This window comes from Streptomyces sp. NPDC001156 (genome assembly GCF_053598275.1).
This window is the reverse complement of record NZ_JBSFJX010000108.1, coordinates 1-26,908: the sequence shown is the minus strand read 5'-3', so window position 1 is coordinate 26,908 and position 26,908 is coordinate 1. Positions and strand designations below refer to the sequence as shown.

The 26,908-nt window shown below is 67.5% G+C and carries 23 protein-coding genes and 1 pseudogene; 10 read left to right on the top strand and 14 right to left on the bottom strand.

Features of this window, described 5'->3' with window-relative positions:
• Positions 1-664: transposase (locus tag ACWDA7_RS34205; protein WP_450609429.1), on the bottom strand; the 664-nt coding region annotated here is incomplete at its 3' end.
• Between the two features lie 228 nt (positions 665-892).
• Here ACWDA7_RS34205 and ACWDA7_RS34200 point away from each other — a divergent pair.
• The gene (locus ACWDA7_RS34200) at positions 893-2,695 is read left to right on the top strand and encodes a transposase (RefSeq protein ID WP_450609427.1); all 1,803 of its coding nucleotides are present in this window, start codon (positions 893-895) and stop codon (positions 2,693-2,695) included.
• 347 nt (positions 2,696-3,042) lie between these two features.
• Here the strand turns inward: ACWDA7_RS34200 and ACWDA7_RS34195 are convergent, their stop codons facing one another.
• Complete coding sequence (locus ACWDA7_RS34195; protein WP_450609425.1) at positions 3,043-4,158, bottom strand: LacI family DNA-binding transcriptional regulator; 1,116 nt, start codon at positions 4,156-4,158, stop codon at positions 3,043-3,045.
• A 411-nt stretch (positions 4,159-4,569) separates the two neighbouring features.
• On the opposite strand from ACWDA7_RS34195, the gene ACWDA7_RS34190 reads away from it, so the two are divergent.
• The gene (locus tag ACWDA7_RS34190; protein WP_450609435.1) at positions 4,570-4,713 is read left to right on the top strand and encodes a CGNR zinc finger domain-containing protein; all 144 of its coding nucleotides are present in this window, start codon (positions 4,570-4,572) and stop codon (positions 4,711-4,713) included.
• A 72-nt stretch (positions 4,714-4,785) separates the two neighbouring features.
• Here the strand turns inward: ACWDA7_RS34190 and ACWDA7_RS34185 are convergent, their stop codons facing one another.
• The 8 genes and pseudogenes from ACWDA7_RS34185 to ACWDA7_RS34150 all read right to left on the bottom strand — a co-directional run bounded on the left by ACWDA7_RS34185 (position 4,786) and on the right by ACWDA7_RS34150 (position 10,670).
• Positions 4,786-5,784 carry an NAD(P)H-dependent flavin oxidoreductase gene (locus ACWDA7_RS34185; RefSeq protein ID WP_450609423.1) on the bottom strand — a complete coding sequence of 333 codons (999 nt, stop codon included), beginning with the start codon at positions 5,782-5,784 and terminating at the stop codon, positions 4,786-4,788.
• 310 nt (positions 5,785-6,094) lie between these two features.
• Positions 6,095-6,427, bottom strand: coding sequence for an EamA family transporter (locus ACWDA7_RS34180; RefSeq protein ID WP_450609433.1), 333 nt, complete (start codon positions 6,425-6,427; stop codon positions 6,095-6,097).
• A gap of 21 nt (positions 6,428-6,448) precedes the next feature.
• Positions 6,449-7,417, bottom strand: a complete 969-nt coding sequence (locus ACWDA7_RS34175) for a glycosyltransferase family 2 protein (protein WP_450609421.1) — start codon at positions 7,415-7,417, stop codon at positions 6,449-6,451.
• Positions 7,418-7,576: 159 nt separating this feature from the next.
• Positions 7,577-7,900: a hypothetical protein gene (locus ACWDA7_RS34170; RefSeq protein WP_450609419.1), complete on the bottom strand. Its 324-nt coding sequence runs from the start codon at positions 7,898-7,900 to the stop codon at positions 7,577-7,579.
• Between the two features lie 506 nt (positions 7,901-8,406).
• The gene (locus ACWDA7_RS34165) at positions 8,407-8,931 is read right to left on the bottom strand and encodes a hypothetical protein (protein WP_450609417.1); all 525 of its coding nucleotides are present in this window, start codon (positions 8,929-8,931) and stop codon (positions 8,407-8,409) included.
• Positions 8,932-9,199: 268 nt separating this feature from the next.
• Positions 9,200-9,457 (bottom strand): annotated as a pseudogene (locus ACWDA7_RS34160) (glycosyltransferase family 32 protein); the annotation flags it as partial.
• On the bottom strand, positions 9,372-9,743 hold the full coding sequence (locus ACWDA7_RS34155; protein WP_450609415.1) for a transposase: 372 nt from the start codon (positions 9,741-9,743) through the stop codon (positions 9,372-9,374). The gene ACWDA7_RS34155 and the pseudogene ACWDA7_RS34160, both read right to left, overlap by 86 nt.
• A 711-nt stretch (positions 9,744-10,454) precedes the next feature.
• Positions 10,455-10,670, bottom strand: a complete 216-nt coding sequence (locus tag ACWDA7_RS34150; protein WP_450609413.1) for a DUF4177 domain-containing protein — start codon at positions 10,668-10,670, stop codon at positions 10,455-10,457.
• Between the two features lie 817 nt (positions 10,671-11,487).
• Here ACWDA7_RS34150 and ACWDA7_RS34145 point away from each other — a divergent pair.
• Positions 11,488-12,507: a GlxA family transcriptional regulator gene (locus ACWDA7_RS34145; RefSeq protein WP_450609411.1), complete on the top strand. Its 1,020-nt coding sequence runs from the start codon at positions 11,488-11,490 to the stop codon at positions 12,505-12,507.
• A 232-nt stretch (positions 12,508-12,739) separates the two neighbouring features.
• On the opposite strand, the gene ACWDA7_RS34140 is transcribed toward ACWDA7_RS34145, so the two are convergent.
• Positions 12,740-15,445, bottom strand: a complete 2,706-nt coding sequence (locus ACWDA7_RS34140) for a multifunctional oxoglutarate decarboxylase/oxoglutarate dehydrogenase thiamine pyrophosphate-binding subunit/dihydrolipoyllysine-residue succinyltransferase subunit (protein WP_450609431.1) — start codon at positions 15,443-15,445, stop codon at positions 12,740-12,742.
• Between the two features lie 823 nt (positions 15,446-16,268).
• On the opposite strand from ACWDA7_RS34140, the gene ACWDA7_RS34135 reads away from it, so the two are divergent.
• The 5 genes from ACWDA7_RS34135 (at position 16,269) to ACWDA7_RS34115 (ending at position 21,987) form a co-directional block, all read left to right on the top strand.
• On the top strand, positions 16,269-17,228 hold the full coding sequence (locus ACWDA7_RS34135; protein WP_450609409.1) for a patatin-like phospholipase family protein: 960 nt from the start codon (positions 16,269-16,271) through the stop codon (positions 17,226-17,228).
• 211 nt (positions 17,229-17,439) lie between these two features.
• Positions 17,440-18,042 carry a hypothetical protein gene (locus tag ACWDA7_RS34130; protein ID WP_450609407.1) on the top strand — a complete coding sequence of 201 codons (603 nt, stop codon included), beginning with the start codon at positions 17,440-17,442 and terminating at the stop codon, positions 18,040-18,042.
• Positions 18,043-18,181: 139 nt separating this feature from the next.
• A complete protein-coding gene (locus ACWDA7_RS34125; RefSeq protein WP_450609405.1) occupies positions 18,182-19,279 on the top strand; it encodes a lysylphosphatidylglycerol synthase transmembrane domain-containing protein in 1,098 nt (365 codons plus the stop codon).
• A 131-nt stretch (positions 19,280-19,410) separates the two neighbouring features.
• Positions 19,411-20,730, top strand: a complete 1,320-nt coding sequence (locus ACWDA7_RS34120; protein ID WP_450609403.1) for an ABC transporter permease — start codon at positions 19,411-19,413, stop codon at positions 20,728-20,730.
• A 555-nt stretch (positions 20,731-21,285) separates the two neighbouring features.
• Positions 21,286-21,987, top strand: a complete 702-nt coding sequence (locus ACWDA7_RS34115) for a sigma-70 family RNA polymerase sigma factor (protein ID WP_450609401.1) — start codon at positions 21,286-21,288, stop codon at positions 21,985-21,987.
• A gap of 526 nt (positions 21,988-22,513) precedes the next feature.
• On the opposite strand, the gene ACWDA7_RS34110 is transcribed toward ACWDA7_RS34115, so the two are convergent.
• Positions 22,514-23,122, bottom strand: a complete 609-nt coding sequence (locus ACWDA7_RS34110) for a TetR/AcrR family transcriptional regulator (RefSeq protein WP_450609400.1) — start codon at positions 23,120-23,122, stop codon at positions 22,514-22,516.
• Positions 23,123-23,364: 242 nt separating this feature from the next.
• Here ACWDA7_RS34110 and ACWDA7_RS34105 point away from each other — a divergent pair, with 242 nt between their 5' ends.
• Both ACWDA7_RS34105 and ACWDA7_RS34100 read left to right on the top strand, forming a co-directional pair.
• On the top strand, positions 23,365-23,508 hold the full coding sequence (locus tag ACWDA7_RS34105; RefSeq protein WP_450609398.1) for a hypothetical protein: 144 nt from the start codon (positions 23,365-23,367) through the stop codon (positions 23,506-23,508).
• 388 nt (positions 23,509-23,896) lie between these two features.
• On the top strand, positions 23,897-24,595 hold the full coding sequence (locus ACWDA7_RS34100; protein WP_450609396.1) for a nitroreductase: 699 nt from the start codon (positions 23,897-23,899) through the stop codon (positions 24,593-24,595).
• An 87-nt stretch (positions 24,596-24,682) separates the two neighbouring features.
• On the opposite strand, the gene ACWDA7_RS34095 is transcribed toward ACWDA7_RS34100, so the two are convergent.
• Positions 24,683-24,937 carry a hypothetical protein gene (locus ACWDA7_RS34095; RefSeq protein WP_450609394.1) on the bottom strand — a complete coding sequence of 85 codons (255 nt, stop codon included), beginning with the start codon at positions 24,935-24,937 and terminating at the stop codon, positions 24,683-24,685.
• 250 nt (positions 24,938-25,187) lie between these two features.
• Entirely contained in the window at positions 25,188-26,585 is a 1,398-nt protein-coding gene (locus ACWDA7_RS34090) for an SLAC1 family transporter (protein ID WP_450609392.1), read from the bottom strand.
• Positions 26,586-26,908 lie beyond the last annotated feature (323 nt).

Sequence of the window (26,908 nt, the reverse complement as noted above, 5' to 3'; positions counted from 1 at the left end):
TGGTCATGCTCACCTGCGGCCCCATCACCCTCGTCCTGCCGTGGGAGCGACCCCCCACTCGCACCGGCTGACCCACACCGATGCCGGGAGAGCCATCTTTGAGACGGGCGATGGTGTGTTCGGCGACGGCCCTGCGACGGAACCGGCGGTAGTTGTGGTCTTTGATGATGCGGCCGTCTGCTGCGCGCTGTGGTGTTCGGATGCGGTCGCTGCCGCGGTAGCCACCGTCGCGAGAGAGTCTGGGATGGCCGGGCAAGGTGGCGGCGAGAGTTTCCCGGAAGACGACGATGTCGTTGCGGTTGCCCGGCCACGAATCCCCGACGGCGACTACGCGCCGGTCACGGGTCCGGCAGACGATCCGCACGTTGACGCTGCGCCGGTGGTTCTTCGCTTGCGTGGTGCGCTGCTGGTCGTGGACGGGGATCAGTGTGCCGTCGACGATCCACAGTTCCCGCCGGTCGGTGGGCGGCGGGCCGAGAGACTGCGCGAGCGGTGCAGCAAGCCAGGCGATGGCCCGGTGTGCGGCGGCGTGGGAGATGCCGAAGAGGGATCCCAGTTGCTGCAGGGTGAGGTTGGTCCGGTAGCAAGGACGATCAGCAGGACTCGGTCGGCGAATGGTAGTGCCCAGGGCCGGCCGCGGCCCGTGTCCGGTGCGAGCTCCCACAACTGCTGCACCAGATGTTGCATCTGCGGGCCGGTCAAGCCCCGTCCACGCGCGAAGTTCGGTGGTCGTGCAGTAAGCGAGACGTGGGCGCATGAACGGAGCATCTGGGTCCCGGCGTTGCTGCTGCGCGAGGGCTGGTTGTCAGTGGCCCCTTGTAGTTTTGGCGTTGATTGCCGCACGGGCCAAGCTGCGGACAAGTCCTGGATGTTGCGACGGAGGGAGGCATCGGTGAACGCCAAGCCGCGGGATGTCGTGTCTGCCTCCGATGCTCCTTCTCGCCGGTTCCGAGGGAAGAACAAAGGGAAACGGTGGACGCGCGGCGAGGACGTCGAGCTTGCTGTGATCCGCCTCCCCCTGGATGTTCACGACTCCTGCGTCCGGCATCGGGTCGAGCAGATGTACTGGGCCATGTGGTCTGTCAAGCGTGCGCTGCAGCGCGATGCCCGGGATGTGGTCGACGCGTATTGGGCCGGTGGCGTCCGCCGTGAAACGGACGCGAAAGCGTGGCGTCTGGAACTGGGCCTGTCCAGGGAGGGGATGGAGCGGCGTGCGTACCGGCACATGGAAAATTCGAGGCATCTGGGCCATCACGTCACCAAAGCTTTGGTGATGCATCAGGCCGACGAGGTCTTTGAGACATCCGTGAGTCGGCATCTGTTCCCGGATGCTTGCGGTCGCCGGCACGGCAGGCCGAAGGTCGGCCGGTGGTGGGACTACACCCGCATCCCCGGCCGCGCCCGGTCGCACACCACGGCCCGGAAATGGGAAACGTTCCGCCTGCACGGCACACTCGCCGGGCACTTGGCTGCCTACCGGTACCGCGGCCTCGGCCTTTCGGTGACCACCCCGGAGCAGGCCGCAGCCCTCCCGCCAGGCAAGAACGTCCTGGAGCAACCGCGCCACCTGCCCGCACCCTCGCGCCCGTCGGGGCGCATCGCGACGGGCGTGAAGACAGCGAAGGCAAAACCGAAGACGCGGGCCGCGACGTGGTGGGACCACACCGGAGCGTTGGTTGTCGTCTTGACCGGCGGCGCCGATAGTAGCCGCGGCGACCTGGTCCTGCCTGTCCGGCTGCCGTCGGGTTCTGGCCGGTGGCCACGCTTGCTGCACTTCCTGGACAACCCGGAATCGTGGCACAAGATCGACCTCGTGCGGCGCCGGGACGCGTCCGCACCGGGCGGGTGGGCGTACGAGGCCCACCTGATGGTCCTGGCCGGCGGCTACGCATCACCCACCACGAAGGCCCGGCGCGCTGCCGCAGCTGAACTCGACCGGATCGGCGGAGTCGACGGCAACATCTCCAATCTGTCTATCGTCTCCTTCCCATCCACGTTCGACCCTGCCCACGGCGATATCGAGGCGATCCGGGTCGAGCTCACTGACGACGAGTTCGCGGCCCTGGCGAAAGCTCGACGCAAGGAGCGAGGGCGCAAGCGCGCGCTCGACCGTTCCCGCCGGGCCTCAAACCCCGGCCAGTACGAACCGTCGAAACGGCAGCAGGCCCGGGCCGAACGGCGCCGGGCCGGCGGCCTGCCCGAGCGGACCATCGAAACTCCCCGCGGCGCCCGGTCAGCGAACAAGGCGGGCGTGCCTAAACAGGCGTACCGGCGCGACACGCTGTCGGCCGGTTACCGCCTCAACCGTGCTCGCCTCGCCGAAGCGGCGGCGACCGCGGTCACGGCGAAAGACCATCGCGCCCGGCGTATGGCCGAACGTACCGTCGCCGGACACGGCGCTAACCTCGTCGTCGAGGACTGCGACATCCGCACCTGGTACCGGGTGTGGGGCAAAGCCCTCCAAGCCACTACACCCGGCCGACTCGTCATCGCCATCGGCCGGGAATGTGAGAAGACCGGCGGTCGGATGCTGCGGGCTTCCACCTTCACCACGAAGTTGTCCCAGACCTGCTTCTGTGGAGAGCGTGTCGCCAAAACCCCTCTCCGACCGCATCCACGCCTGCACCTCGTGTGGGCTGGTCGGTGGCCGGGACATGGTCTCCGCAGCCCTGGGTGCCCACGTCCGGCTCCATGATCCGGACGATCCAAGCACCGCCCGCCTGGACGACGTCCAGGCGCGCCACACAGAGATCCTTTTCCATGAAGGGCTGCAAGAGGCCCTGTCGAGTCAACCGCAGCGCGGTGCTCGCCCCGCACGGGGCCGCACCCACGCGGCAGCCCGCACGCCGGATGTCTCTGGCCTCGGGCCTCTGCTCGACAAAACACACCGACCGGTACCGGACAAACCCCGAATGAGCCCCGACCCGCGAACGAGCGGCACAAGGCCCACGTCGGAACAGCCGGCTGTACGGACAACACGCCACCCAGGCGCGCCAGCTCACATAGACACCGGACGGACATCACCGCATTACGTGATGACTCTTAGAGACGAAGCGGCTGGGCCGAATCGATGGGCGGCGGCGGGGTCTGTACCGGCGCGGAGCTCGCGCGGACGACCAACTCGGGTGCCAGGAGCCGGTGCAGCGGCTTCGCGGGCGGTTCGCCGTCCGCACCGGGACTCCGGCCGGTCAGCCGCAGCACCTCCGCCATGACCAGCCGGCCGACTTCCTCGATCGGCTGACGAACGCTCGACAGTTCGAGCGCCGTAGCCGCAGGAGAATCGTCGAAGCCCACCACAGCGATGTCCTGACCCGGATGCAGCCCGTGGTCGCGCACCGCGTGGAGCGCCCCCACCGCGAGCGTGTCGGTCGCCGCGACGACGGCGGTCGGTGGGCCGGGCTTGTCCAGGAGTTTCGTCATCAGCCTGGTACCGCTCGAGGTCGTGTCGTCGCCCCGTACGTCGAGTCGGTGGCTCCCGGCCAGCAGACCGTGCCGGTCCATGGCCATCAGCCAGCCGTGTGCGCGCGCATCGCCGACGCTGGACCCCTCGGGCCAGCCCAGGAAGCCGATGCGTCGGTGACCGGCGGCGACCAGGTGGTCGACGGCCGAGGCCGTCCCCGCCGCGTTGTCGACGTCGGCCCAGCTGTAGTGCTCCGTGTCGGCCGCCGTACGCCCGAAGGCCGTGAACGGCACACCGGCGGCCCTGAGCCGTCCCGGCCGGGGGTCGTCCGGCGTCATGTCGTAGAGCACCACACCGCTCACGGCCCCTGCGCGCCAAAGGGCTGTGCATCGCTCGGTCTCCGCGGCGACATCCGCAGCCGTGAAGAGCAGCACATGGTGGTCGCACTCCTGCCCCGACTCGGCGAGCGCGTGCAGGAAGCGGTCCTGGATGGCGGCCACCGTTTCCGCGTGCACCGGCAGGATGCGGCAACCGATCATGCGGGGTGAACTCGCCCGCAGGGAGCGCGCCATATGGTTGGGGTGGTAGCCGAGGTCGGCGATGGCCCGGGTGACCCGCTCCCGTGTTTCGGCGCGCACGCGGTCCGGTGCGTTGAGCACGTTGGAGACCGTCTGCCGAGAGACGCCTGCCGCCTCCGCGACGTCCGAAATGGTCACGGACTGCGCAAGCGACCGTACATCGCGGAAACCGGCTGTCACGTTCTCTCCCTCGCCCACGCTGGAGCCCTCATTTTTATCGTTCATATGGGGGCTGTCGAGGCCGTACGGGAAGCCTGTGGCTCTGCGATTGAGTAGCGCCGAACGGAGGTGTGCGCTTGATCACGTGTGGTTGGCCGCGCCGGACCAGTCGGAGGCTATGGCGTCGCCACCTGGACTGGCTGTGAGGGCGTGCTCAGTGTCGCTGACTTTCTCGACATTGGTACGTGCTGCGGCGGCCCCTGCCCTCACCTGGCCGCCATCCAGCCACTCTGGGCTGAGCGCGCCCAAGGGATCAGAGGCCGTCGTCCAGTGACCGCTGTCCCATGGGCGTAGGGGCGGCTTGATGGTTCTCCACCGGTTGGGAGCGTCTCAACCCGGTAGTCCAGACCTACGTGCCGCCCGCGGCCGGGGCTGGTTGCGGGGACGGTTTCTCCGGAGGGGGCATGCTTCTTCATCAAGAACCACGCGCGCCGGGAATGGTGCTCCCCAGCGTGCGGCAACCGCGTGCGCGTCGCCCGCCACTACCGGCGCCACCACGCAGCCTCAGAAAGCTGAGAGATACGCCCTGCGGCAGTGACCGGGCGCGCTCTCGGCTGCCGGAATCTCTTAGGGGTTTCGAGTGTGTTGTCAGTGGGGATTCTGGCCGGCGGATACCTGGCGCAGGTGTGTGATCGCGTCGGTGGTGAGCCGGCGCATGACCTCTGCGGCGGGTTCGATCCCGGTGATGGCGCCGACAGCCTGACCTGCGTAGTGCGGCATTGCGTCCACGTGCCCGGTGGTCGTCCGCGTCGGGCAGACAGGACTGGACGCGGGGACGGGTACCAGCGCGCCGGCCAGCACCGCCTCGCCTGCGATGTCGGTGTCGAGGGCGCTCGCCCGCTCGACCGAGCCCGACAGAACCCGGTGCGGTGCGTCAGGCCACATGACCGAGAACTGTGTGGTCAGCACGGTGTCGGCGGAGGTGGCCCGGATCAAGGCTTGCTGATACTCCGGGTGCGCGTCGGCTTCGGTCGTGGCGACGAACCGCGTCCCGATACGGGCGCCGTCGGCGCCGGCGGCGAGGACGGCGGCGACGGATCTGCCGGTGGCGATGCCGCCGGCCGCGACGACAGGGACGTCGACGTGCTCAGTCACCTCGCTGAGCAGTGGTCGCAGGGCCTGGGATCCGCGGACGTGCCCGCCCGCCTCCGCTCCCTGGGCGACGACGAAGTCGCACCCTGCGTATGCCGCCTCCCGTGCCTCCTCGACCGAGCCGACCTGCCACGCGGTCAGCGCCCCGCCCGCCTGGACCCGGGCGACCAGACGGGGGGAGGGGGGCGCCCAGAAGAATTCGACGACAGACATCCGCTGCGCGGCGATGTCGATGCACGCGTCGTCCTGGAGCAGCGGAAGGATGATATTGATCCCTACCGGGCGGGTGGTCCGTTGCCGCACCTCCTCCAGCAGCCTTGTGAGAACCTCGGGTGTCGCCATGGGGAAGGCGACCATGCCGAGTCCGCCGGCCTCAGAGACCGCGGCGGCGAGGTCGACGCCACTGACCCAGCCCATGCCCGCCAGTTGGACGGGCACCGTGCAGCCGACGAGTTCAGTGAAGCGGGTGCGCAGGGCCGGTGGCGCGGTTTCCATGCCTCGATGGAACAGGCCCGGCGCCGGTTGGGGGCGGCTGCGACGCGGTTGTTCGGCCCTACGCCACGCGCAAGGCGTAGCAGGCAGCAACAACGCGACCAGGGACCACGGTTCTTGCGATACCGACCGCCCGCGTCGGCAGCGATCTGTCTGCCCGGCCTGACATCGCGCGCACCCAACCGGCCCACTGTGGGATACCGACGGAGTTCGCTGGTCTTCGGGCGATGCGCCTTGCGTCGGGTGGATTCCCCCGTGCTGTGACGTGGCGATTCCTGGTCCCGTCTGGCATAGGGCAGGCTCGACACCGTGTTCACCGCGGCCGCCTTGGCTTTCGCCTGCCGCTCTGTCCGTCGGCCGACGTGACGCCCCGGTCCGTGGTGACGTACGCGCTGACCAGGATCAGCACGCAGCCCACCAGTTGCAGCGGGCTGGGGCGCTCGCCCAGTACGACCGCGCCCAGCGCCACCGCACCGACCGGGGTGAGCAGCAGCAGAACCGCACCGACATGGCTGGCCAGCTTGGGTGAAGCGGCTGCGACCAGCAGCCACCCCACGACCTGGCTGCACGCGGCCACCGCCAGCAGCCCCCAGAGCACGGCGTGCGGGGACGCCTTCGGTGCGGGGACGGCGGCGTTGACGACGATTCAGGCGAGAGGGGTACCCCGTCACACGGCAGAAGCCGTCGGCGCGGGTTCGGCCTCCTGGGTGGGCGGTTCGGCTGTTCCGTTCTGAACGGCCAGCGCCTTTTCCAGCCGCCGGATGTGGTAGTACTGCACCCGCGTGGTCCGCTGCAAGGCCATGACCGCGGCAAGGAACTGGTCCATCTCGGTGGCCCGGGTGAGGATGTCGTCGGGCACGTGCTCGTCCCGCAGGCAGGCCTCCGCGTCCTGGCTGAGCACGGCGTGTGCCCAGCCGCGAGTGATCGGCTTGAACAGGCCCGGGTGGTTGGCCACGATCCGCGCCCGGATGGCCAGGTCGTTCTCGGCGGCTTCCAGGTGCAGTCCGGTGTCCTTGTTGCGCGCCCCGAAAAGCGGCTCATGGATGTGGTAGGCGTCGAAACCGTGCTCGGCGCAGCCGATCCAGAAGTCCCAGTCTTCTCCGGCCCGCATGCTCTCGTCGTACCCGCCCACGGTCTGCCACGCTTCACGGCGGTACAGCGAGCAGTAGAACATGATCAGTCGCTGGAGCAGCAACTCTCTGCTGTAGGCGGGCAGGGACATCACCTGCGGCGGCAGATCGTCGTCGGTGAAGGTGAACACATCGGTCGATGCGATGGTGATGCCGGGATCGCCGTCCAGTACCGCGACGGTCTTCTCCAGCATCGTGCCCGCGATCACGTCGTCGGCGTCCAGGGGAAGGATGTAGCGGCCGGCACTGGCCTCGATTCCGGCATTGCGCGCGGCGGAGACCCCGGCGTTGGCCTGGTGGAGCAGTCTGATGCTCCGGTCGGGGTGGCGGGCGATCAGGCCCTGGGTCACCTCGGCGGTGTCGTCGGTACTGCCGTCGTCGACGATGACGAGTTCCCAGTCGCGGAACGTCTGGGCGAGGACGCTGGATACTGCCTGGGGCAGATAGCGGGCGTAGTTGTGGCACGGGATGACCACCGAAACCACGGGGTCGGATCTGTGGGGCATGCGCCGTCTTTCGTTTCGGAAGGGAACGGGACGGAAGGAGGATCCAGCGGGCACGGGTCGCAGGATGGTGCGTTGTCATGCGTCTGCGGCCCCCGGGGACCCCCGTTCGGGGGCCATGTCCCGGGAGACCCGCCGGATCACCTACTGGCTGGGGCGCTGTCAGTCCCAGTCGTCGTAGTCGTAGTCGTGGTGGTGTGAATGATGATGGCCGTAGTGGCAGAAGGTCACATTGCTCATGTGCGAGCAGCAATGGTGGCCGTAGTGCGAGATGGTGACGTTGCCCATGGGGGTGCAGGGGTGCGCGGAGCTTGAGATGAGGGCGACGTCGCCGCTTGGCGGCTGCTGTTGGTACCCGGACGGTGCGGACGCCGCGAGAGGGTCCGCATTCAGGGCGGCGGCATAGGCCGCCTCCGCGGTGTTGAGGAGTCCGGCGGTTGCCAGGGCAGCGGGGAGGGCCAGGGAGGATATGACACGAGCTTTCACGGTGGGCCTTCTTTCGAGGTAGGGAGCTGCCCTTATGCCGCGGTGATCTGCGCCGCAGGGGCAGTGGCGCCACCGTAAAATTGGCTACCCAGCGTGTCAAAGCGGTTACTCCCGTTAGCGGTAATGCCGGAATTCGCCACGATTTGCGTGATCGGCATCATCCAATTCCCCATCTGGGCAGAGGCCGTGACGGACCGCCCGATGTCCGGGTGTCCGGCTGTTGCGGTCGGTCACGAGCTCCTTCGGCGGGCTCCGGGCGGACCTGACGGCTGCTCGGGGCCGGGCTGACGAGCCTGAGGACAGTCCGGCCACCGGGCGGCCAAGGAACGTTTTGGTGCCGTGGCGACGTCGACGTACGGTCACCGTCTTGCTCTCCACGTCGGTCGCGGCGCCGCCGTCCCTCTGGCCCATGGCGTGACGTTCGGGATGGCTCATTTGAGGGAGCGTCGACAAGCCTCGTCTTGTGGGGCGACGGACCGGCGCTTGCGTATCGGCCCCCCGGAGGATCAGGACGGTGACACGGCCTCGATGTCCGACGGATTGGGGACATGGTGCGGATGCAGCACTTCCAGGTCGGGCAGCGCCCAGCATGCGGTCCCCATGTCCCGGGCCATCGCGGCGAGACCCTCGGTCTCGATGAGGCGCCGGTACGGGAAGGAGGGGAAGTTCAGGCCGTCACGGTGGAGGTCCGCGCGGACCAGCAATACGGTGCCGCCGACCGAGTCCACGCGGAGGAGCCCTTGCCCGCGCAACTCGTCGAGGTACGTTCGGCCGAACCCTCTGGGGGGCTGCAGAATGCCGTCGCGCAGCCACTGGGACCAGTTGAGCGTGCCGGCTCTGGGGTGAAGAACGAAGGTGTTGAGGTCGTACGTGGGTCCACCGGTCGTGGTGACACAGTGCGGGACGACGATGTCCTTGCGCGCTCCGAGCAGGTGCTGGACGAGGTCGGCCGGGTAGCCGGTGACATCGGCATCGAGCCACAGCACCCACTCCTCGTCGGCGAGGGCCCGGGAGAGCAGATGGTTGCGCACCGATCGCGCGGGTGAGGAAGAAGGGGCCCGTGACGTCGAGAGGGTCGGGCAGCTTGTGGGCACCGACCAACTGCCGGTGGACATGGGCCCAGAAAGGGTGGCCCGGCCGTGATGCGATAAACGCGTTGCCGACGATGCGGCCGAACCCGCGCCGGCGCGCCAGCAAGAGCCGTGTGTGCACCTCGGGCTCGCAGCCGAGGACGAGCTCCTGCCCGTCAAGGATTCCGTCGAGCGCGCTCAGGCACTCGAAGTCCAGATCCACGTAGAGCCCGCCGAAGTGGTCGAGCAGGAAATAGCGGATTGCGTCGGCCCGCATGATTGCTTCTGGATAGCCGTCGTAGACCGGCAGGAACCATGGGTAGTGCTCCTGGAGGAACGCCCGATTGTCGGCGTCGGTCCACAGGCGGTACCCCCAGTCAGGGTGGTGCAGACGCCAAGAGTCAGCCCACTTCCTCCATTTCGGGGGTACATCGGTGTCTTTCCAGGTTTGATGGATCAAGGTGGGAATCTGCTTCTGCAACCGCATTCACACAGTGTGCCGAGCTGCTTGGCCGAGAGGATTTCCGGTCGGGCCGGTCGGCAGGACATTCACCCGGGCGGCCCTTCCCGGGGTCGGCCCGGGTGGTGCTGGTCACGTTCTTCCTGGTGGTGCTGATGCCGCCGCGGGTGCGGTCGGCACGGATCCAGTTCCGCAAGGTCTCCGCGTTGATCCCCAGGCCACGCGCGGTCTGCGCGATCGTGAGGTCGGGGTCCGAGCCGCACAGGGCCGCAGCGTCAGCCTTGAACTCGGGTGAATAGACCTTCATCACCATAATCGGTCACCCTCTCCCGGCGCCCGCCGGGGCCAGCGTGCAGGGTGTCCACCAGCCAGGGGGAGGCGCCCCCCCAGTCGGCCGACCGCCGCATCGGAGCCAGCCGTTGCTTCGGTCGAACGCCGGCACTGGATGGCTCGTATGGCTGACGGGCGGCGGCCGGGACAGGGGACTTGACGACCGGTCATGGCGAGCCGTGGCATCGACGGGAGCCACCACAGATGCGATCGAGGTACGGCCCACATGCGTGCGCGAATCCTGCCGGCTTGTCTGCACGCGTGTGGCGGTCACTGAGTCACGTCCTGAGCTTGCGCCGGACGCGGGACGCCGAGGCGCGCATCGTGGTGTCTGTCAGCGTGCTGAGTGTGAGGTGGAGGGTGAGACCCAGCACGTCGGGGTTGTCATTTGCTATGGGCCGTGAGCCGGTGGACGACGGCATCCAGATCGAGGGAGGGTGCGTCGGCCACGGTGACGTGGATCTCTGCCTCGAGCGCGATCGACCTGTTGTCCGCTGCACCCGAAAGAGGGTGTCTCACGTCGCCCCGCTGTCGGGGATTGTTCGTACGAATTCCGCGCCGTCGCCGACCCACGCTGCCACATGTGCCCTGTCCGGCCGGTGCCCGTCACAGGCCGCAACACCAGCGCATACGTGCGGTCGAGTCTGCGCCGGCGTGGCGGCCGTGCTCCAGGACGGACGGGGCCTCGCAACCGCTACTGGCGCGGCCGTTCGAAGGTGAGGAGCAGGCCCTCGACCGCGCCCGGCCCGATGCGGCCCTTGACGTCGGCGGAGGTTATCGCCTTCAGCCCCCAGCCGTCCTCGGCGTGCTTGTTGAGGACTTTCTCCAGCTTGTCGCTGTCCAGGGCGTCGCCGATGAGCGACTCGCGGAAGGAGACGACCTTGTACTCGTACGTGTAGGCGACGCTCATGGCTACGGGTTCTCCCGGGGGTTGGTGCTGCGATTGCCGGAGCCAGTCAATCATCGTTCGACGCCGAATGGGCCGGGAGGTGCCGACCGGTCAGAGGTGCAGGCTGCGTTGTTCCCCCGGCGCCTGGACGGATGTCTGGTCTGACACATCACCAGGCACCCCGGCCTGCGCCGGCGCCACACTGGCCCGCTCGCTCGGGCCGGCAGGCTTCTCTCGTCGAGCGACCGCCGACCGATAGCCGACCGTCGGTTGCACAGGGAGGCGATAGCGCCGCTGGTGCTCGCGGCGCAGCTGATAACACGCCCCTTCGGGGGTGCCATGCGCGAAGGAGTAGCTTCATGCCACTCCTGATGAGCGGACTGGAAGGTTTTGCCTACCAGCAGGGAGTGCGCCGGTCGTGGCATGGGTGCTGGTGACAGGCACATGATGGGCACCGGGAAGTGCTGTGAACAGGCTCGAGGCGTCAGCTGTGATCCGCTGTCTGACCCGCGCTGGAGCTCTCGCACGCCGGCGCCTCGAGGAGTTTTACACGGCCCTTGGGCACGGATCGTGCAGCCCGCGGCATATGTGGTGGGGTGGCATGTCTGCCGGGGGCAGGCGCTCGGTAGGGGAGGCTGGCTCGACGGGTCGGCACCTTGTGGGGGGCCCACTCCGCATTCGTCGTTGCGTAGGAGCTTGCTATGAACGGGACGCTCTTCATCACCGGCGCCGGCAGACCGGGCCGCGACCCAAGCGCCGGCCCTCTCGAGGCACTGATCGGCGGCGGCACGCTGAGGAACATGCCGTGTCCACACCCCGCGCCGCCCGGAGGTCTCCGATGAACCACAACCGACCCGGAGCGGGCACGCTCACTGTGACCGTGTTCGTCTTCCCGGGGGTGCGGCTGCTCGATGTGACCGGCCCCATCGAGGTGTTCGACTCGGCGAACGAGTTCGGCGGGCGCTATCGGGTGCAGATCGCGTCCGAGGACGGGACGGAAGTGGTCACCTCTGCCGGGACCCGCATCAGCGCTGACCTTGCTGCCGATGAGGTACGTGAGCCGTGCGACGTTCTGGTGATCCCGGGCGGCCCCGAATGGGAAACGCTGATCAAGGATGACGCGGTGTTGGACGTGGTCCGGCGACTGCATAAGAAGGCTCACCGCACGGCATCGGTATGCACGGGAGCGTTTCTGCTGGCGGCGGCCGGACTTCTGGATGGGCGTCGCGCCGCGACGCACTGGCGGCACACGCGGCAACTGGCACTTCGTTTTCCGTCCGTGCGGGTTCAACCGGACGCCCTCTTCGTGCGGGACGGGCAGATGATGACCTCGGCAGGTGTCAGCGCCGGTATCGATCTGTCCTTGGCACTCGTCGAAGATCATTACGGTGCGCAGGTCGCTCGAGCGGTTGCCAAGGACATGGTCGTCTTCATGCAGCGACCGGGAGGCCAGTCCCAGTTCAGCGTCCGCTCCCAAGCCCCGCAGCCCCGCCAGGAGGTGCTGCGTCGGGTCCTGGACGCGGTCGCCGAGGACCCCGGGGGCAACCACACGCTGTCGGCCATGGCGCGCAGGGCGGGCGTGAGCGTCCGTCATGTGACCCGCCTCTTCTACGAAGAGGTAGGAACCACTCCGGCCCGGTATGTGGAGCAGGTCAGGCTCGAAGCCGCCCAGGTGCTGCTGGAGACGGGCGATGACGCCATGCGGGTGGTAGCGCGGCGCACAGGGTTCGGCTCGCCCGAGTCGCTGCGCAGAGCGTTCGTACGGCACCTGGGGGTGACGCCTGGCGCGTTCCGGTCCAGTTTCCGGACGACCGGCGTGGGCAAGAACGATTCGGTGTCCGACCCGGTCTGCCCGTAGCCGAGGCAACACGGACCGTTGATGGTGAGGTCGCTGGTGTTTTCCCATGGCGCGGCTCTCCCCAGCCCACAGCGCCCCCGTCCCGGCGCCATGCCGGCACGGGGGCGCCTACAGTCCAGGCGCCAGGCCCCATGCGAGCGGACACCCTCGGATCCGGTCCTAGGAGAAGTGTCCGCAGCCGCAGGGTGCGCGCCATACGGAGGCGTCGTCCGGACCGTGGCAGGCGGCAGGGTCAGCGGAAGGCGGATGCCACGAGATCCTTCTGCTCGCCGGCATGCCGCCGGGCGGAGCCCACGGCGGGGGCCGGTGCCTGCGGTCGGCTGATGCATCCGATCGGACGGTTCGCCGGCCGGTGCACGTGCGGCCCCACGAAGGACCAGGCTCCTTGGTTCTCCGGCTCCTCCTGCACCCAGCGCACCTCGGCGTCGGAGGGGAAGCGGGCGAGCTCCGCACTGAACTCGTGCTCGGGGAACGGGTAGAGGCGCTCGAGGCGGACGATCGCGGTGTCCGACAGGTCGTAGCTTCGCCGGTAGGCGTCCAGGTCGTAGAAGACCTTGCCCGAGCACACCAGCACGCGCCGGATCCGGGCTGCATCGGCCGTCTCATCCGGTATGACGGGGCGGAACGTGCCCGTGGTGAGCTCCGGCAGCGCGGAGGTGGCCGCCTTCAACCGCAGCATCGACTTCGGGGTGAAGACGACCAGTGGCCTGCTGCGTTGGCCGAGCGCTTGCTGCCGGAGCAGATGGAAGTAGTTGCCCGGGACGGTGGGCATGGCGACGGTCATGTTCCCCTGCGCGCACAGTTGGAGGAGTCGCTCGATCCTGCCGGAGGAGTGGTCAGGTCCCTGCCCCTCCAAGCCGTGCGGGAGCAGCAGCGTGACCCCGGAGCGCTGCCCCCATTTCTGTTCGGATGACGCGATGTACTCGTCGATGACCATCTGGGCGCCGTTGGCGAAGTCACCGAACTGGGCCTCCCACAGCACCAGAGCGTCGGGCCGTGCCAGGGAGTAGCCGTATTCGAAGGCCAGCGCTGCCAGTTCGGACAACATCGAGTCGTAGGGTGCGAAGTCGGCGGCCTGCGAGCCGAGGGAGTTCAGCGGCGTGTGCTCCACGCCGGTGCGGCGGTCGGTGAGCACCGCGTGCCGTTGGCCGAACGTGCCGCGGCGGGAGTCCTGCCCGGCCAGCCGCACCGCGACCCCGTCCAGCAGCAGCGAGCCAATGGCTAGCGTTTCGGCGGTAGCCCAGTCGATCGTTCCCGCATCCAGCATCGAGGTACGCCGGTGCAGCTGAGGCAGCACCCGCGGGTGCACTGTGAAGCCTGGTGGCAGATGGGTCTGGGACGCGATGACGTGCCGGGCGGTCGCCTCCGTGATCGCGGTGGTCATCTGAGGGGCGGGCCCATCGTCGTGAAGGACGGGCTTCGGCGAGTTGGGTACCGGCAACGCCCGGGTCTCGACGAAGGCCCGCTCAAGGCGTTCCCGGTAGTCCCGGAGTGCGCCTTCCACTTGCCGCTCGCCGATGTGTCCTCGGGTGACGAGCGCCTGGGCGTACAACTTGCGCACCGAAGGTCTCACGTCGATCCGGTCGTACATCGCCGGCTGCGTGATGGAGGGATCGTCGACTTCGCTGTGCCCGTGACGCCGGTAGCAGATCAGATCGACGACGACGTCCTTGTGGAACGTCTGACGGTAGTCGAATGCCAACCGCGCGATGCGGACGACGGCCTCGGGGTCGTCCCCGTTGACGTGGAAAACCGGGGCCTCGATCGTCCGTGCCACATCGGTGGCGTAGGTGCTCGAACGGCCGCTGGTGGACGAGGTCGTGAAGCCGAGTTGGTTGTTGATGACGATGTGGGCCGTCCCGCCGGTGCGGTAGCCGGGCAGCTGCGACATGTTCAGCGTCTCGCAGACCACGCCCTGGCCGGCGAACGCGGCATCGCCGTGGACGACGATGGGCAGGACGGGGAAGACGTTACCCGTTACTGCGGCCTCGTCCTGCTTGGCCCGCACGACTCCCTGGGCCACCGGTCCGACGATCTCGAGGTGCGAGGGGTTCGCGACGACGGAGACGGCGATCGTTCTGCCGTCCAGAGCACGGTATGTGCCTTCCGCACCGAGGTGGTACTTCACATCGCCTGATCCTTGGACTGACCGAAGGTCCGTCGCGTCCTCGAACTCATGGAAGATCTCCGCGTAGGACTTGCCGACGATGTTGGCCAGAACATTGAGCCTGCCTCGGTGCGCCATACCGATGACCGCTTCTCCCACACCGTGCTTGATGGCGCACAGCAGGAGGGCGTCGAGCAGCACGATCGCGGACTCTCCGCCTTCGAGTGAATATCGCTTCTGGCCCACATATTTGGTGTGCAGGAACGTCTCGAAGGCTTCTGCCGCGCCCAACCGGTAGAGGATCTGCAATTGTTCGGCGCGATCCGGCCGGGGGAGAGGCGATTCGATCCGATGCTGGATCCACCGACGTTCTTGGGAGCTTTGGATGTGCATGTACTGAGCGCCCACGGTCCGGCAGTAGGACTCCTGCAGCACCTTCAGAACGTTGCGCAATGTCATGGTGACCTGCCCGGCGAAGTCGTCGACGACGAACGTCCTTTCCAGGTCCTCGTCCCGGAGCCCGAATGCCGTGAGGTCGAGCTCCGGGTGTGCCACTCCGTGTTGGCCTCTGAGCGGGTCGGTGTCGGCCGCCAGGTGTCCGCGCACGCGATAGGCGTGGATGAGTGCGGCAACGCGGACCGCCTTGACCGCCGCCTCGTCCGTGTCCTGCGCAGCCGTCGTGGCGTTGCGCGTCGGCCGACCGGCATTGGGAGGCGGGGAGGCGAAGAGGTCCCTCCAGGTCTGATCGACTGAGCATGGGTCCTGTAGGTATCGCTCGTACTGTTCGTCCACGAGCCATTCGTTGAGGCCGAATTCCCGCCCATAAAGCACCGGCTCCCCGGCATGTGATCGCGATGCCACGGTGTGGATCGCCTTCTTTCTTTTTCAGAACGACCGACGGCCGACACGGTCGGCCTGCCGGGCCGTCCCCGCCCGAGGGTGCCGATTCCACTCGCATCCGTTCTGGAGACGAACCCATCCGACCGTGTCGCACGAGCGAGGCTATGCCGGCGCGGGAGGCGAGAAAGACACGTCAATGTGCCATAACGGCGGCACATGTGGACATCGCCTCAAGACCCCGGGCGCCGCGTGGAATGGCGCCGCCGCACGGCCGAAGCCGGGATTTCGGGAACCGTGCGTCCCGATCCGAGGGCGTGGCATCCACGCAGCCCGAGACCGCTCCCGCTGGCGGCCGCCGAATGTGATCAACCGCGTACGCCATCGTGGAATAGGCGATCTCCGAGTTGAAAAACGGCCCGTTCGCGCACGCTCCCTCGGGTAACTTCCAGGCTCACGCCGCCCGCGCTCGCCTTCCACCTCACTTATGTCTGCGGGACCCTTGCTTTTTCCGTTTCACCGAAGGCTGGCCGGGGAGGACCTGGCAGTCCGGCTGGTGCTGCTCGGGCCGGCAGCGGCGGCGCTGCTGTCGCTGGCTGCCAGGTGCTCCGGCGCGGGCCGGTCCAGCGATGGGGCACGCGAAGCCGAGCACCCGCAGCGGTGGTCGCATTCGCCGGTCCTGCCGAAACAGCGATCACGTGCCGCTCCTCCCGAAGACTCGCAGGTCACTGGCCCAGTGGAAGCCCGATCCGGAGTCCGGGTTTCGACATAGAAAAACGAATGTTCGTCTTGACCTGCCGCTCGCCTATGGCGCAAGATGGGCGGCGCTATAGGAATGGCTGTTCCCGGAACGGGAGGAGGCGGCATGGCTACGGTGCAAACCGGCGGGTCAGGAATGACCCCGTGTCAGGTTCCGAAGGCTGACGGGATGCCGACAGCGCCTACGGTGGCTGAGCGGACGCCGTCCGGCACGGTGGCGTTCGTGATGCAAGGTGGAGGCAGCCTGTGCGCGGCGCAAGTCGGCGCGCTTCGAGCGCTCACGCAGGCGGGAATCACTCCCGATCTCGTAGTGGGATCCTCAGCCGGCGCTCTCAATGGCGTTGCCTTCGCCGCCGACCCGAGCATCGAGGGCATCGACAGGCTGGAAGCGTTGTGGCTGAGCCTCAAGCGCCGGCATGTCGCTCCGATATCGCCGAGGACCCTGATCAGGGCCGCCATGGGGTGGGAGGAGGCGGCGGTCTCGAGCCAGGCGCTGCAGCAATTGCTGCGGTACGGCGTCGGCGTAAGCCGCCTTGAGAACGTCGCCGTGCCCGTGCACGTCGTGACGACCGACTTCGAGACCGGCGCCGCCGTCGTTCTGTCCCGAGGTGACGCTGTTTCAGCGCTCCTTGCCTCGTCGGCCTTCCCGGGGTTGTATCCACCGGTGCGCGTTGGGGAGCGCCGCCTCATCGACGGTGGCGTGTCGGCGGACACACCCGTGCTCCAGGCGGAAGCGCTCGGCGCGACCACCATTTACGTGCTGCCCTCCGCCATCACGAAACAGACGGGTCGTCAGGCACACGCACCCCTGCTCGCCGCCTACCGGGCAGTGAGCCAGATCCTGGATGAGCGTGAGAGACGGGACCTGGCAGCCGTCCGCGGGTCGGTTCTTCGGCTGCCCCCAGCCACTACCCCCGTAGCCAGCCTCATCGACTTCCGCGACACACCGCGCCTGGTCCGGGCCGGCTACTCGCTCACCCAGGACTGGCTCATGCAGCAGCCCGCGGCCATGGCCTGAGGATGCCCCATGGCGCACCTGGCCCCCTTCATGCGACGTCTGGGATCTTCCTCATCGTGCCGTTCAGTGCGCTTGGTGGCATCACCCACACCATCGGCAGACACGCCACGAGGCTCAGCCCGGCTCGGCCGCGAGTGCGGCCTCTGAAGTCCAGGCGGTCGTCTTTCGCCGGCCCCACGCAGCCTCCCTACACGCCCTCAGGTAACCCACCATGATCTATCCCTCCCCACCTCCGTCTCCGGACGACGGGGACCGCTCGGCCGTCAGGCCCAAGGCGCGGAACAGCGAAGACGGCAACGGCAACCGCGGGGCCGGAAGCTGGCTGCGCAGTCGGCGTTGCGGCCGGGTGTCCTCGCACCTGCCACTGCACCTGGACGAGGCCTTCCTCGTCAGTCATGTCGCCCGAGGTCCGGCAGAAGGACTGATGCGCTTTCGGATCGCCGACGCCGACGAAGCCGGCCACTCGCGACGTTCTTGGGGGCGCCGGACGGACATGGGGCACCAACTCGCAGGAACAGAAGGGCAGTTGCGGCTGGTCCGCAACTCCCCCCGCGGCGAGGGCGGAACCCACCAAGCTCTTATCGCCATGCTCACGCTGAATGGCATCACCGACGCCGCGCACCTGATCCGGCTCGATAGTGCCAGCCTCTTCCCGTACGTCGCCGGGAGAGAACCGGGCCACACCGCAGGTGTCGGCGTCGACGTGCACTTCTTCGCGGGCTTGTGGGGCCTGGACCTCCCCGAGCGCGCGCGGTGTCGCATGCACCTCGAGGGACCCATCCGTCTTCTGCCCGACTGGCCGACGCCGCGATGAGCAAGCGATCGCACGAGACCTGGGTCGGCCGCGCCGATGATCCAGGAGTGGTGGCGGGCAGGGCAGGGGAGCCCTGCGGCAGGGACTCGTCTTGACTTCGCCGCGTTTGCGCCGACGTACCGTGCTGACCGCATGCGTCATGTTGAGCGTAGCGGGCGCCGAATTGGTGTGGGTGGCGCCCTACGCGCGCCAGGCAACAGGGCAGCTGGCCCACGCCCACCTCAGGTGGTTTCTCCTGGCACTTGCCGCCGAAACGGTTTCCATGATGGCGTTTGCCCGCCTTCAGCGGCTCGCGCTTGGCGTCGGCGGGCTGCGCGTCAGGCTCGGTTCCGCTGCCGCCATGGTGTTCGCCGGGAACGCTCTGAGCGCGACCTTGCCCGGCGGGAGCTTGATCTCTATCACCTACCGGACGCGCCGCATGCGCTCCTTGGGCGCCAGCGCACCTCAGATCGGTTTCGCGCATGCAGCCACCGGCGTTCTGAGCACGATCGCGCTCGCCGTACTCGCCGGCGTCGGACACACTCTGGCAGGGGACAATTCACAACTCTTCTCGGTCGCGGTCCAGGTCGTCGCGACCGGCGCTCTGGCCGGCGCCGCTCTGGCGCTGCTCCACCACCCCGCCGCACTGCGTCGGCCTGTGAGCGTCCTTCTTCGCCTGTGGCGCAGGCTGCGCCGTAGCGCCGCGGACCATCCGTCAGTCGAACGGCTGCTCGACGAGCTGGCTGCCATGCACCCGCCGGCCCGTTTCTGGGCGCGGAGTCTTGGCTTGGCCCTGGGCAACTGGACCGCGGACCTCGCGTGTTTGCTCGCTGTGTGCCATGCCGTCGGGGCGTCGCCCGCCCTCGGCACGGTGCTGCTGGCCTACGTCGCCGCGATGACGGCCGCGTCAGCCATGCCGTTGCTGCCCGCCGGGCTTGGCACCGTCGACGCGGCCCTGGTTCTCACCCTGTACCACGGTGGGGTACCTACCAGCTCCGCCACCGCGGTCGATCTCCTGTACCGGCTGATCAGCCCCGGGCTGGTCAGCGTCGCCGGATGGATCCTGCTGGTTCACCACCGCCGGCGGTCACCCCGAGGGCGGCGGGCACTCGACACCAACACCAGCGCCGCACCGCGGCAGCCGCCGACACAGCCGGAGCAACAACCACGGTTGGAAGAGGTCAACAGGCAGGCCCCGGGTCAGCTCATCGGTGATCCTCACGGTACTCCCGCTGTGACGCAGATCCCCGCGGGTTGATGCCTTCGGTCGCCTTCGGAGAGGCGGAGCGCACCGAACCTGCACGCACTGACCTGCACGTCAGCGTCCGCTGATCTTCACCACCACATCGACTGTGACCGCGGCACAGGTCCATCTGGAAAGAAAAACGAATGTTCATCTTGACGATTCTCGGCAAGCGCACCAGACTGATGCTCAACAAAATGATCATTCGTCTTATGGGAGGCGTGGCTGTGAAGAACCCACTGGTGAGGGTCCTGCCCTGGCGCCGGACTGTCCTCATGATCGTGGGGTTGCCACTGGTGATCTCGCTGGCCGCGATGGCATTCGCGTGGCCCGCATCGCGCATTGCGCCGCGAGACCTGCCCGTGGGGATCGTGGGTACGAGCACGGCCAGCCAGAATGCGGTCGAAAGCCTGGATCGTGGTGAACCGGGCGGATTCGACTTCCACCTCTACCCCGACCAGACGTCGGCACGCTCCGCCATCGAGAATCGGGAGATTTACGGTGCATTCGTCATAAACCCTGGCGAAGTCACCGTATTGGAAGCCACTGCCGCGAGTACGTCCGTGGCGCAGTTGCTCGGGATGTCTGGACAACAACTTGCCGCCCACGCCGCGAAGTTGCCCGAAAGAACACTCGTCCCTGCGGCCCATGGGACGTCCCACGGGTCCCGTGCCCGGAAGGGCGTCGCCAAGACGGCGGCCAAGGTCACTGTGAACACCGTGGATGTCGTCCCGACCTCTGCAGACGACCCCCGGGGAGTGGTCTTCAGCGCGGCACTTCTCCCGCTCACCATCTGCAGCATTCTCATCGCAGCCCTCGTCACTCTGTCGGGTCTCCATCTGCCGGGGTGGCGTCGGGCAATCGACCTGATCGTCGTGTGCGCCATCTCCGGCCTCGTCGCCTACATGGTTACCCAGGGTATTTTGGGCGCACTGCCCCACGAACACGTGGCTACTTGGGCGGCTCTGTCCCTCACGGTGCTCGCCGTCAGCGCAACCAGCGCCGGTCTGATCAGGCTCATCGGTCATTCAGGGCTCGGGGTCAGCGCCGCGCTCATGGTCTTCATAGGAAACCCGTTTTCCGGCAGCACGTCCGCACCGGAACTGCTCCCCAAGGCAGTTGACGACATCGGCCAGTGGCTGCCCCCGGGTGCCGGCGCAAATCTTCTGCGCAGCACGGCCTACTTCGGGGGGAACGGATCCGGAGGCCATATCGCCGTTCTCACCCTGTGGACCGTGCTCGGGCTGTTGTCCGTGGTCTTCGGTCGTCGGGCCCTCACCGTCCCGGGCGACACGCTCGAACAAGGCGCCCACGAGTTCGGCGATACGAGGACTGAAGGCCTGGCCGCGAACGAACTCGCCGATGCCTTCTTGCAGCGAACGTCCGAAGCACCCATCCCGTCTCCTTCGCGGGCACTAGAAGGGCACCACCCGCACTCGCACGCCCGGCACGCAGCCCACGAATGATGCAGACCACGATGAGTGCCCGTCGCCTTCCTGCGATACGGACCTGCCTCCCGTCGATCTGCCGGTCTCCCGCGGGCTCGTGGCGTCACAAGCGAAAGCCGCCCAGGAACATCGAACCGGAGAACACAACACGCTTGTTCACCAGGCGCTGGGAACGAGCGCGGGACGTGCGACCAGCAAGAGCGTAACTACCGGGCCAGGGTGCTCCAAGAGGAGTTGGTCAAGGCGAGGCGGTCCCGTACTGCCCCTCGTGGCGCCGTTTTGACGGATCGACGTTGACACCCTCGAAGAGATGGGCCGGATGCCAGTGCGGCATAGCGCGACACGTTCGTCGACACCGACGGGGACCGTCGGCATGTTCGCCGCCGCTGCTGGTCCTCACGGGCAATCCGGACGCCCGAATTGCCCGACCCACCACACCGGCCGGCTCCTCTGGACCACCCACGATCAACGACAACCCATCAGGGCACGAGGTCTGTCCCTCTCGCTTGGGTGGATCGCGGTAGCCGGCCAACACACCAAAGCACCAAAGCACCAAAGCAAGGAAAAAGACCGATGCTCACCACGATGGACCAGCCTGCGCATGACGCCGAGGACCCCCCTGAACCGGAGGCCGTGTTCCGTCACACCCGTGGCGTGATGTTCGGTATCGCATACCGGATGCTGAGCAGCGTCAGCGAAGCCGAGGACGTCCTCCAAGAGGCTTGGATCCGCTGGCAGACATGCGACCGATCCCAGGTGCAGAACCCGAAAGCCTTCCTCACCACGTTGGTGACGAGGCTCGCCCTCAACGTGCTGCAATCGGCGAGAGTCCGCCGTGAGAGGTACGTCGGCGTGTCGCTGCCGGAACCCATCGACACCATGAGCGACCCCGAGGCGGGTGCCATGAACAGGGAAACGCTCGAAGTCGCGCTGCTCATACTTCTGGAACGGCTGAGCCCCGTGGAACGAGCCGCTTACGTGCTCCGGGAGGCCTTCGACTACCCGTATAGAGAGATCGCCGAGATCATCGGCCATTCCCAGGTCAACGCTCGTCAACTGGTCAGCCGAGCCCGCAAGCGCCTAGCCACAACGAAACGAGCCAGCGTGGCTGCCGAATACCACCAGCGGTTCCTGACGGCATTCGTGGCGGCCTCCCAGACGGGGGAGGTGGCCGTGCTCGAGCAACTGTTTGCCGAGGACGCCGTATCGTACTCCGACGGCAGCGCCGTCTGCGCCTCGGAGTGCCCCACTCTGGGTCGTCACCGCGCGGCGTAGTGGCACCACCGTTCGTCGACCACTACTGCACTGGCTCGAGCGCAGGACGGGTGACAGCGATAGGCCGACGGCGAGGTTTCCCGCGACGGCACCCGGTTTGTCGTCATGGTCAGCATGTGCACCCGTCGAACCGGCGGCCACGTAACTCAGGGATGGGCCGGCCGGTTCCGCGTAGCGCCGGTTTCTCCGGCAATGGCAGGGCGCTCCTGCGGGGCAACGCGCATCTGTACCGCCAGCGGTCATAAATACGGAACAGATGCAGCTAAGCGGGGGCCAGTACCGACGGCCTTGGCGCATGGCGCGAGCCGTCTTTGCTGGACAACTTGTCTTTCACCACACTCACCGGAGGTGACGAGGAAATTCCTCGCTTTGTCCAGCGCTGGGTGCCGTGGGCACAGTGACTTGCCGTGCTCTGAACATCCGACCGGCAGCATTTCACTGTCTGCCGAGGCAGATGGCGAACACTAGGGCCTAGGGCCGGAGCATCAGGGGATGCGATTCTACTAGTGGACCGGCAGTACCATACTCAATTCGAGGGCGCGGCCGAATTTGGCCAGAGTGCCCGCAACGCGCCAGGAACTTCCTCCATGATCTTGCTGTCGCCCATGGCCAACTGGAGGATGTAGCCGGGGAGGATGCATACAAGTGCGGCGGCGATCGCCTCGGGAGACGCCTCGCGCGTGAGATTGCCACTCTGCTGGTGCTCTCGAACGACATCCGTGAGAGCGGATCGCATCTGAGTCATCAGGTCGTCGAACTGCCCGGCCAACGAGGGGTTCCGCAGAGATTCTGACCACGCCAGCACGGACAGTCCAGCGATATTCTGCTCGGCAGTCTTAGTTTTCACAATGTCGAGGACCTCGGCCATGAGAGCACCGACGGAACTGCTGGGACGGTTCCTGGCGGCGCTGTGAACCATGTCGAGGACGTCACGCATGTTCTCCTCGACGATCGCCGTGATCATCTCGTTTTTGCTGGCGAAGTGCCGATAGACCGCGCCCGCCGACAGGCCCGATTCCGCGAACAGGTCTTGCATGGACGTCGAGTGGAATCCGTCGCGCAGGAAACAGCGACGAGCCGCATCCAGGATCTGCTTACGGCGGGCCTCCATGTACTCCTGCGTGACCTTGGGCATGGATCCATCCTACGCGAAAAAAACGAATCTTCGTGTTAACTTACACGCTGAGCTGCCCGCCACGCCCTGAGTCGACAGATTGCCCTGACCGTCCTCCGGCGCACGCGCGATTGCGCGGGTCGCGTACCAGGCTCGAGGATCGGCAAGTCGTGGCAGCGGGCGGTGTCGATCTCCGCCAGGACACCCTCGACGCCACGATGCCGCTCGTTCGGCTGCGAAAGGGCCGCCTGTGACAAGGTGCGATGTCCACCGCCTGGTGCTACCGCGCCGCATTCACCGACTCCACGCTGCCGCTGGCGGACGCCGCATGTGATCACCGGTGGCACGCCATGTGGGAACAGGTCATCTCCGAGCTGAAGAACGGCCCGTTCGCGCACGCCCCCTAGGGTAACTTCCAGGCGAACGCCGCCAGGCTCACGCCGGCCGCGCTCGCCCTCACCCTCACCCGCGCCTGCGGGGCCCTGGCCGGCACCTTCCACGCCCGTGCGACCTGCGCGACCGTCCGTAACCGTCTGATCTACGTGCCCGCCCGTTCGGCCCGCTGGCTCGCCTTCCACCTGCCCGACCGTCGGCCCTGGCAGGACACCTTCGAGGCTCTGTTCAACACGGTGCACGCCGTGCCCTCGGCTGGTTGACCCGCACCCACCCCCGTGACTCTCCGTGCTGGCGTGTCCCGCCGAAAATGCATCTCCTGAGATGTCGGATTCTTGTCACATTTCACCCGCTTTAGCTGTCGATCAGGTAGAACGCCACTCAAATGGGAGGTGGGTAACTGTGCACGTCTATGAAGCGGTCACGAGCCGACGCGCGGTTCGCGAATTCAGCGACCGTTGTATCCCGAGGGAGGTGCTGGAGCGCGTACTGTCCGCTGCGGCTTGGGCACCCTCATCATCGAACCTGCAGCCATGGCACAGCTATGTGCTTACTGGCTGCCCGCTGGCCGAACTCAGGAAGCGCGCCGGCGAGCGCGTGGCCTCAGGCGATGCCTGGGACGAGCCGGAGTACGAGCAGTATCCGACCGCGCTGAAGTCTCCGTACCGCGAGCGCCGATTCGCTTTCGGTGAGCAGCTCTACGGCGCACGCGGCATTGCCCGCGAGGACCTGGAAGCCCGCCAGCGGGCCGCTGCTGCGAACTGGGACTTCTTTGGCGCGCCCGCCGCCCTGTTCTGCTACATCGATCGGGCAATGGGGCCACCCCAGTGGGCCGACGTCGGCATGTATCTGCAGACCGTCATGCTGCTCCTCCGCGCCGAGGGGCTGCACAGTTGCGCGCAGATGGCGTGGGCGAAGTATCGCAAGACCGTCGCGGAGGTCTTGTCACCGCCGAAGGGCCTCGTCCTCTTCTGCGGCATGTCGATCGGCTACGAGGACGTCACAGCGGGCAACACCCGTACAGGCCGGGCGCCGCTCAACGAGACGGTCACTTTCATCGATGATCAGCCGGGTTGCGTACCCCCTGCGACCTCAACATGAAGTTCCACCGTTGAACTGAGCGAGCACTCCCCGTGTGGCAGCCGCAAGCTGGGCCGGCCCGCACGGGTGGCAGACATGTACGTCGGCTCATGTCACCGTGCGTGCGGCGAGGCGGCTGATGCACTGCAACCCGACCGGCTGCCCAAGCTCTCCGTACGGTACGGCCTGCTCGACCTCGACGACGTCATCGAACCGTGCGTCACGCTCCATGATGCAGCCGGCGCCACCACGGCTCAGGTTCTCCCGTAGCAGGCAACGCAGCGTGACACCGTGCTCCTCGACCCTGTCGTGGCCCTCGGCGGCGTACGACACGTCGGTCTCGTCCGCACCATCTGGCCTCACGCCCGCACCCCGTTGGCCGGAGCCCACGGCATGGGTGAGCAATGCCCCGCCTGGCAACACTGCGCAACGAATGGGACGTGCACCTGACCTGAGGCACCCTGCGGCTGCCGGAAGGCTGCTCGACCCGCGCCAGCCGTACGGCCTCTCGCTCACGGGCCGACCACCGACATGACCGTGGTCACCGGCGGCGCCATCAGCGCATGCACCGCGGGCAGACGGCGGAGCGGACCCGTCAGCGATGGGGAGCTGTTCAGCCCTCTTCGTGCGCCAACGTCAGATCGAAATCCTGGCCGCTGCCGTCGAGGGCAAGAGGTGTAGCTCGGGCCGGGTACCCCGCAGCTACGACCGTGTAGCGGTCGCCTTCGAGATCAGCGAACGCGTAGGAGCCGTCCCTGGCAGTGAGGGTCATACCGACGACATCGCCCGCCGGATCGAGCAGAGTGACACGAGCCTCGGAGACGGGGCGGCCGTCAGCGCCGGCGCGGACGGTGCCCCTGAGCACGGTGGCCGCGCCACGCAGTAGCTCCGCCCGGACGGGTCGCCGACGTGCGTGCCCGGCGACGGGCCGCCGGCGGATGTACCCGGCGGCGTGGCACAGGGAGCGGCCGGCCACCACCACCCAGGCGATGACGAGCAGCGCATAGAGCACCACGGCTATCCAGGCGAACGGCTTTGAACCCGTCCGCGCCGCGAGGGCGCTGGTGGCCGTCACGCAGGCGCCGACCGGGAAGATGAAGGACCACCAGGTGGGCGCGAAAGGCAGCCCGGCCCGGATCGTCCGTGCGGTCAGCCCGGCGGCGAGTACCAGCCACAGCATGGCGAAACCCCACACCACGATTCCGCCCAGCAGTGCGAAGACCGCGGTGCCCCGCGCGTAGGGAACGGGCAGCGTGCTGGGCGCCACCGCGGCCAGAGCGCCGAGGGCCGTCACCGACTGGCCCAAGGCCCCCACCCCGATCCACACCGTGGGCACCACGGTCCCGGTGGGTGCTTCGTGGTGCACCAGACGGCCGTAGATCATGGCCAGCACCAGCAGCGCCGCCACGAGACCGAGCCCCAGCATCGCGTAGCAGCCCAGCAACAGGGCGAGCCGCGGCTGCCCGGCGGGTGTATGGGGGACAAGCAGCGCACCCGTCGCGGCCGAGACCATCGGTGGCACCACCGGCATCAGCCAGCCCCCGAACGCCGCGTCCGGAGCGAAGCGGTGCCGGGTGACCATCAGATAAGGCACTGTGCACGCTGTGACGAGACCGAGAACGGTGCCAAGCGACCACAGCACCCAGTCGACGTCCAGCGCCGCCTCGAGCCCGATCAGCCGGCGGCCGAGCAACAGCGCCCCGGCGCCCACGGTGAGCAGCGCCATCGGTGGCGCGCCGAAGAACTGGGCCATCACCGGATCACCGGCGTGCAACCGAAGCGCCCGCTGCCGGAGGTAGCCGACAGCCAGCAGGATCAGCAGGAGTACCGCGCCCAGCCAGACCACCATGGCGGCGGTCCGGAGTCCGGACAAACTCCAGGGCAGGGTGACCGCCGCATTGGCGACGATGCCGGTGCCCATGACGGCTGCGAACCAACTGGGGCCAAGGAGCGGACGCGTCGTCCTGTTTGCCGTAGGCGCCGAAGGGGCGGCGCACGGGGAGGAATTCATTCCCCAAACCCTATGGTCGGGTTGGGGCAGCACTGTCGATGATGTCCTGATGCGAGCGGTTCATGGCACATATCGACGCCGTGGCGTGGCTACCGCTAAGGGCCTCCAGGAAAGTGACTCAAGGTAGGCCAGGCGCAGCAGTGCGGCCAATCATGAGGTCGTCCGCCCTTGTCCAGGTGAAGACAGCAGGACGGCCGTCCGTTGTATCGGGATCGCCGATCAGCGATGTGACCTGACTCTATGAGGGCCGGGCCCCCTTCCCTGCACAGCCCGGTGGATTCTGGTTCCGGGTCCCATACGTGCTCGGAAAGGAGGCCCTCAAT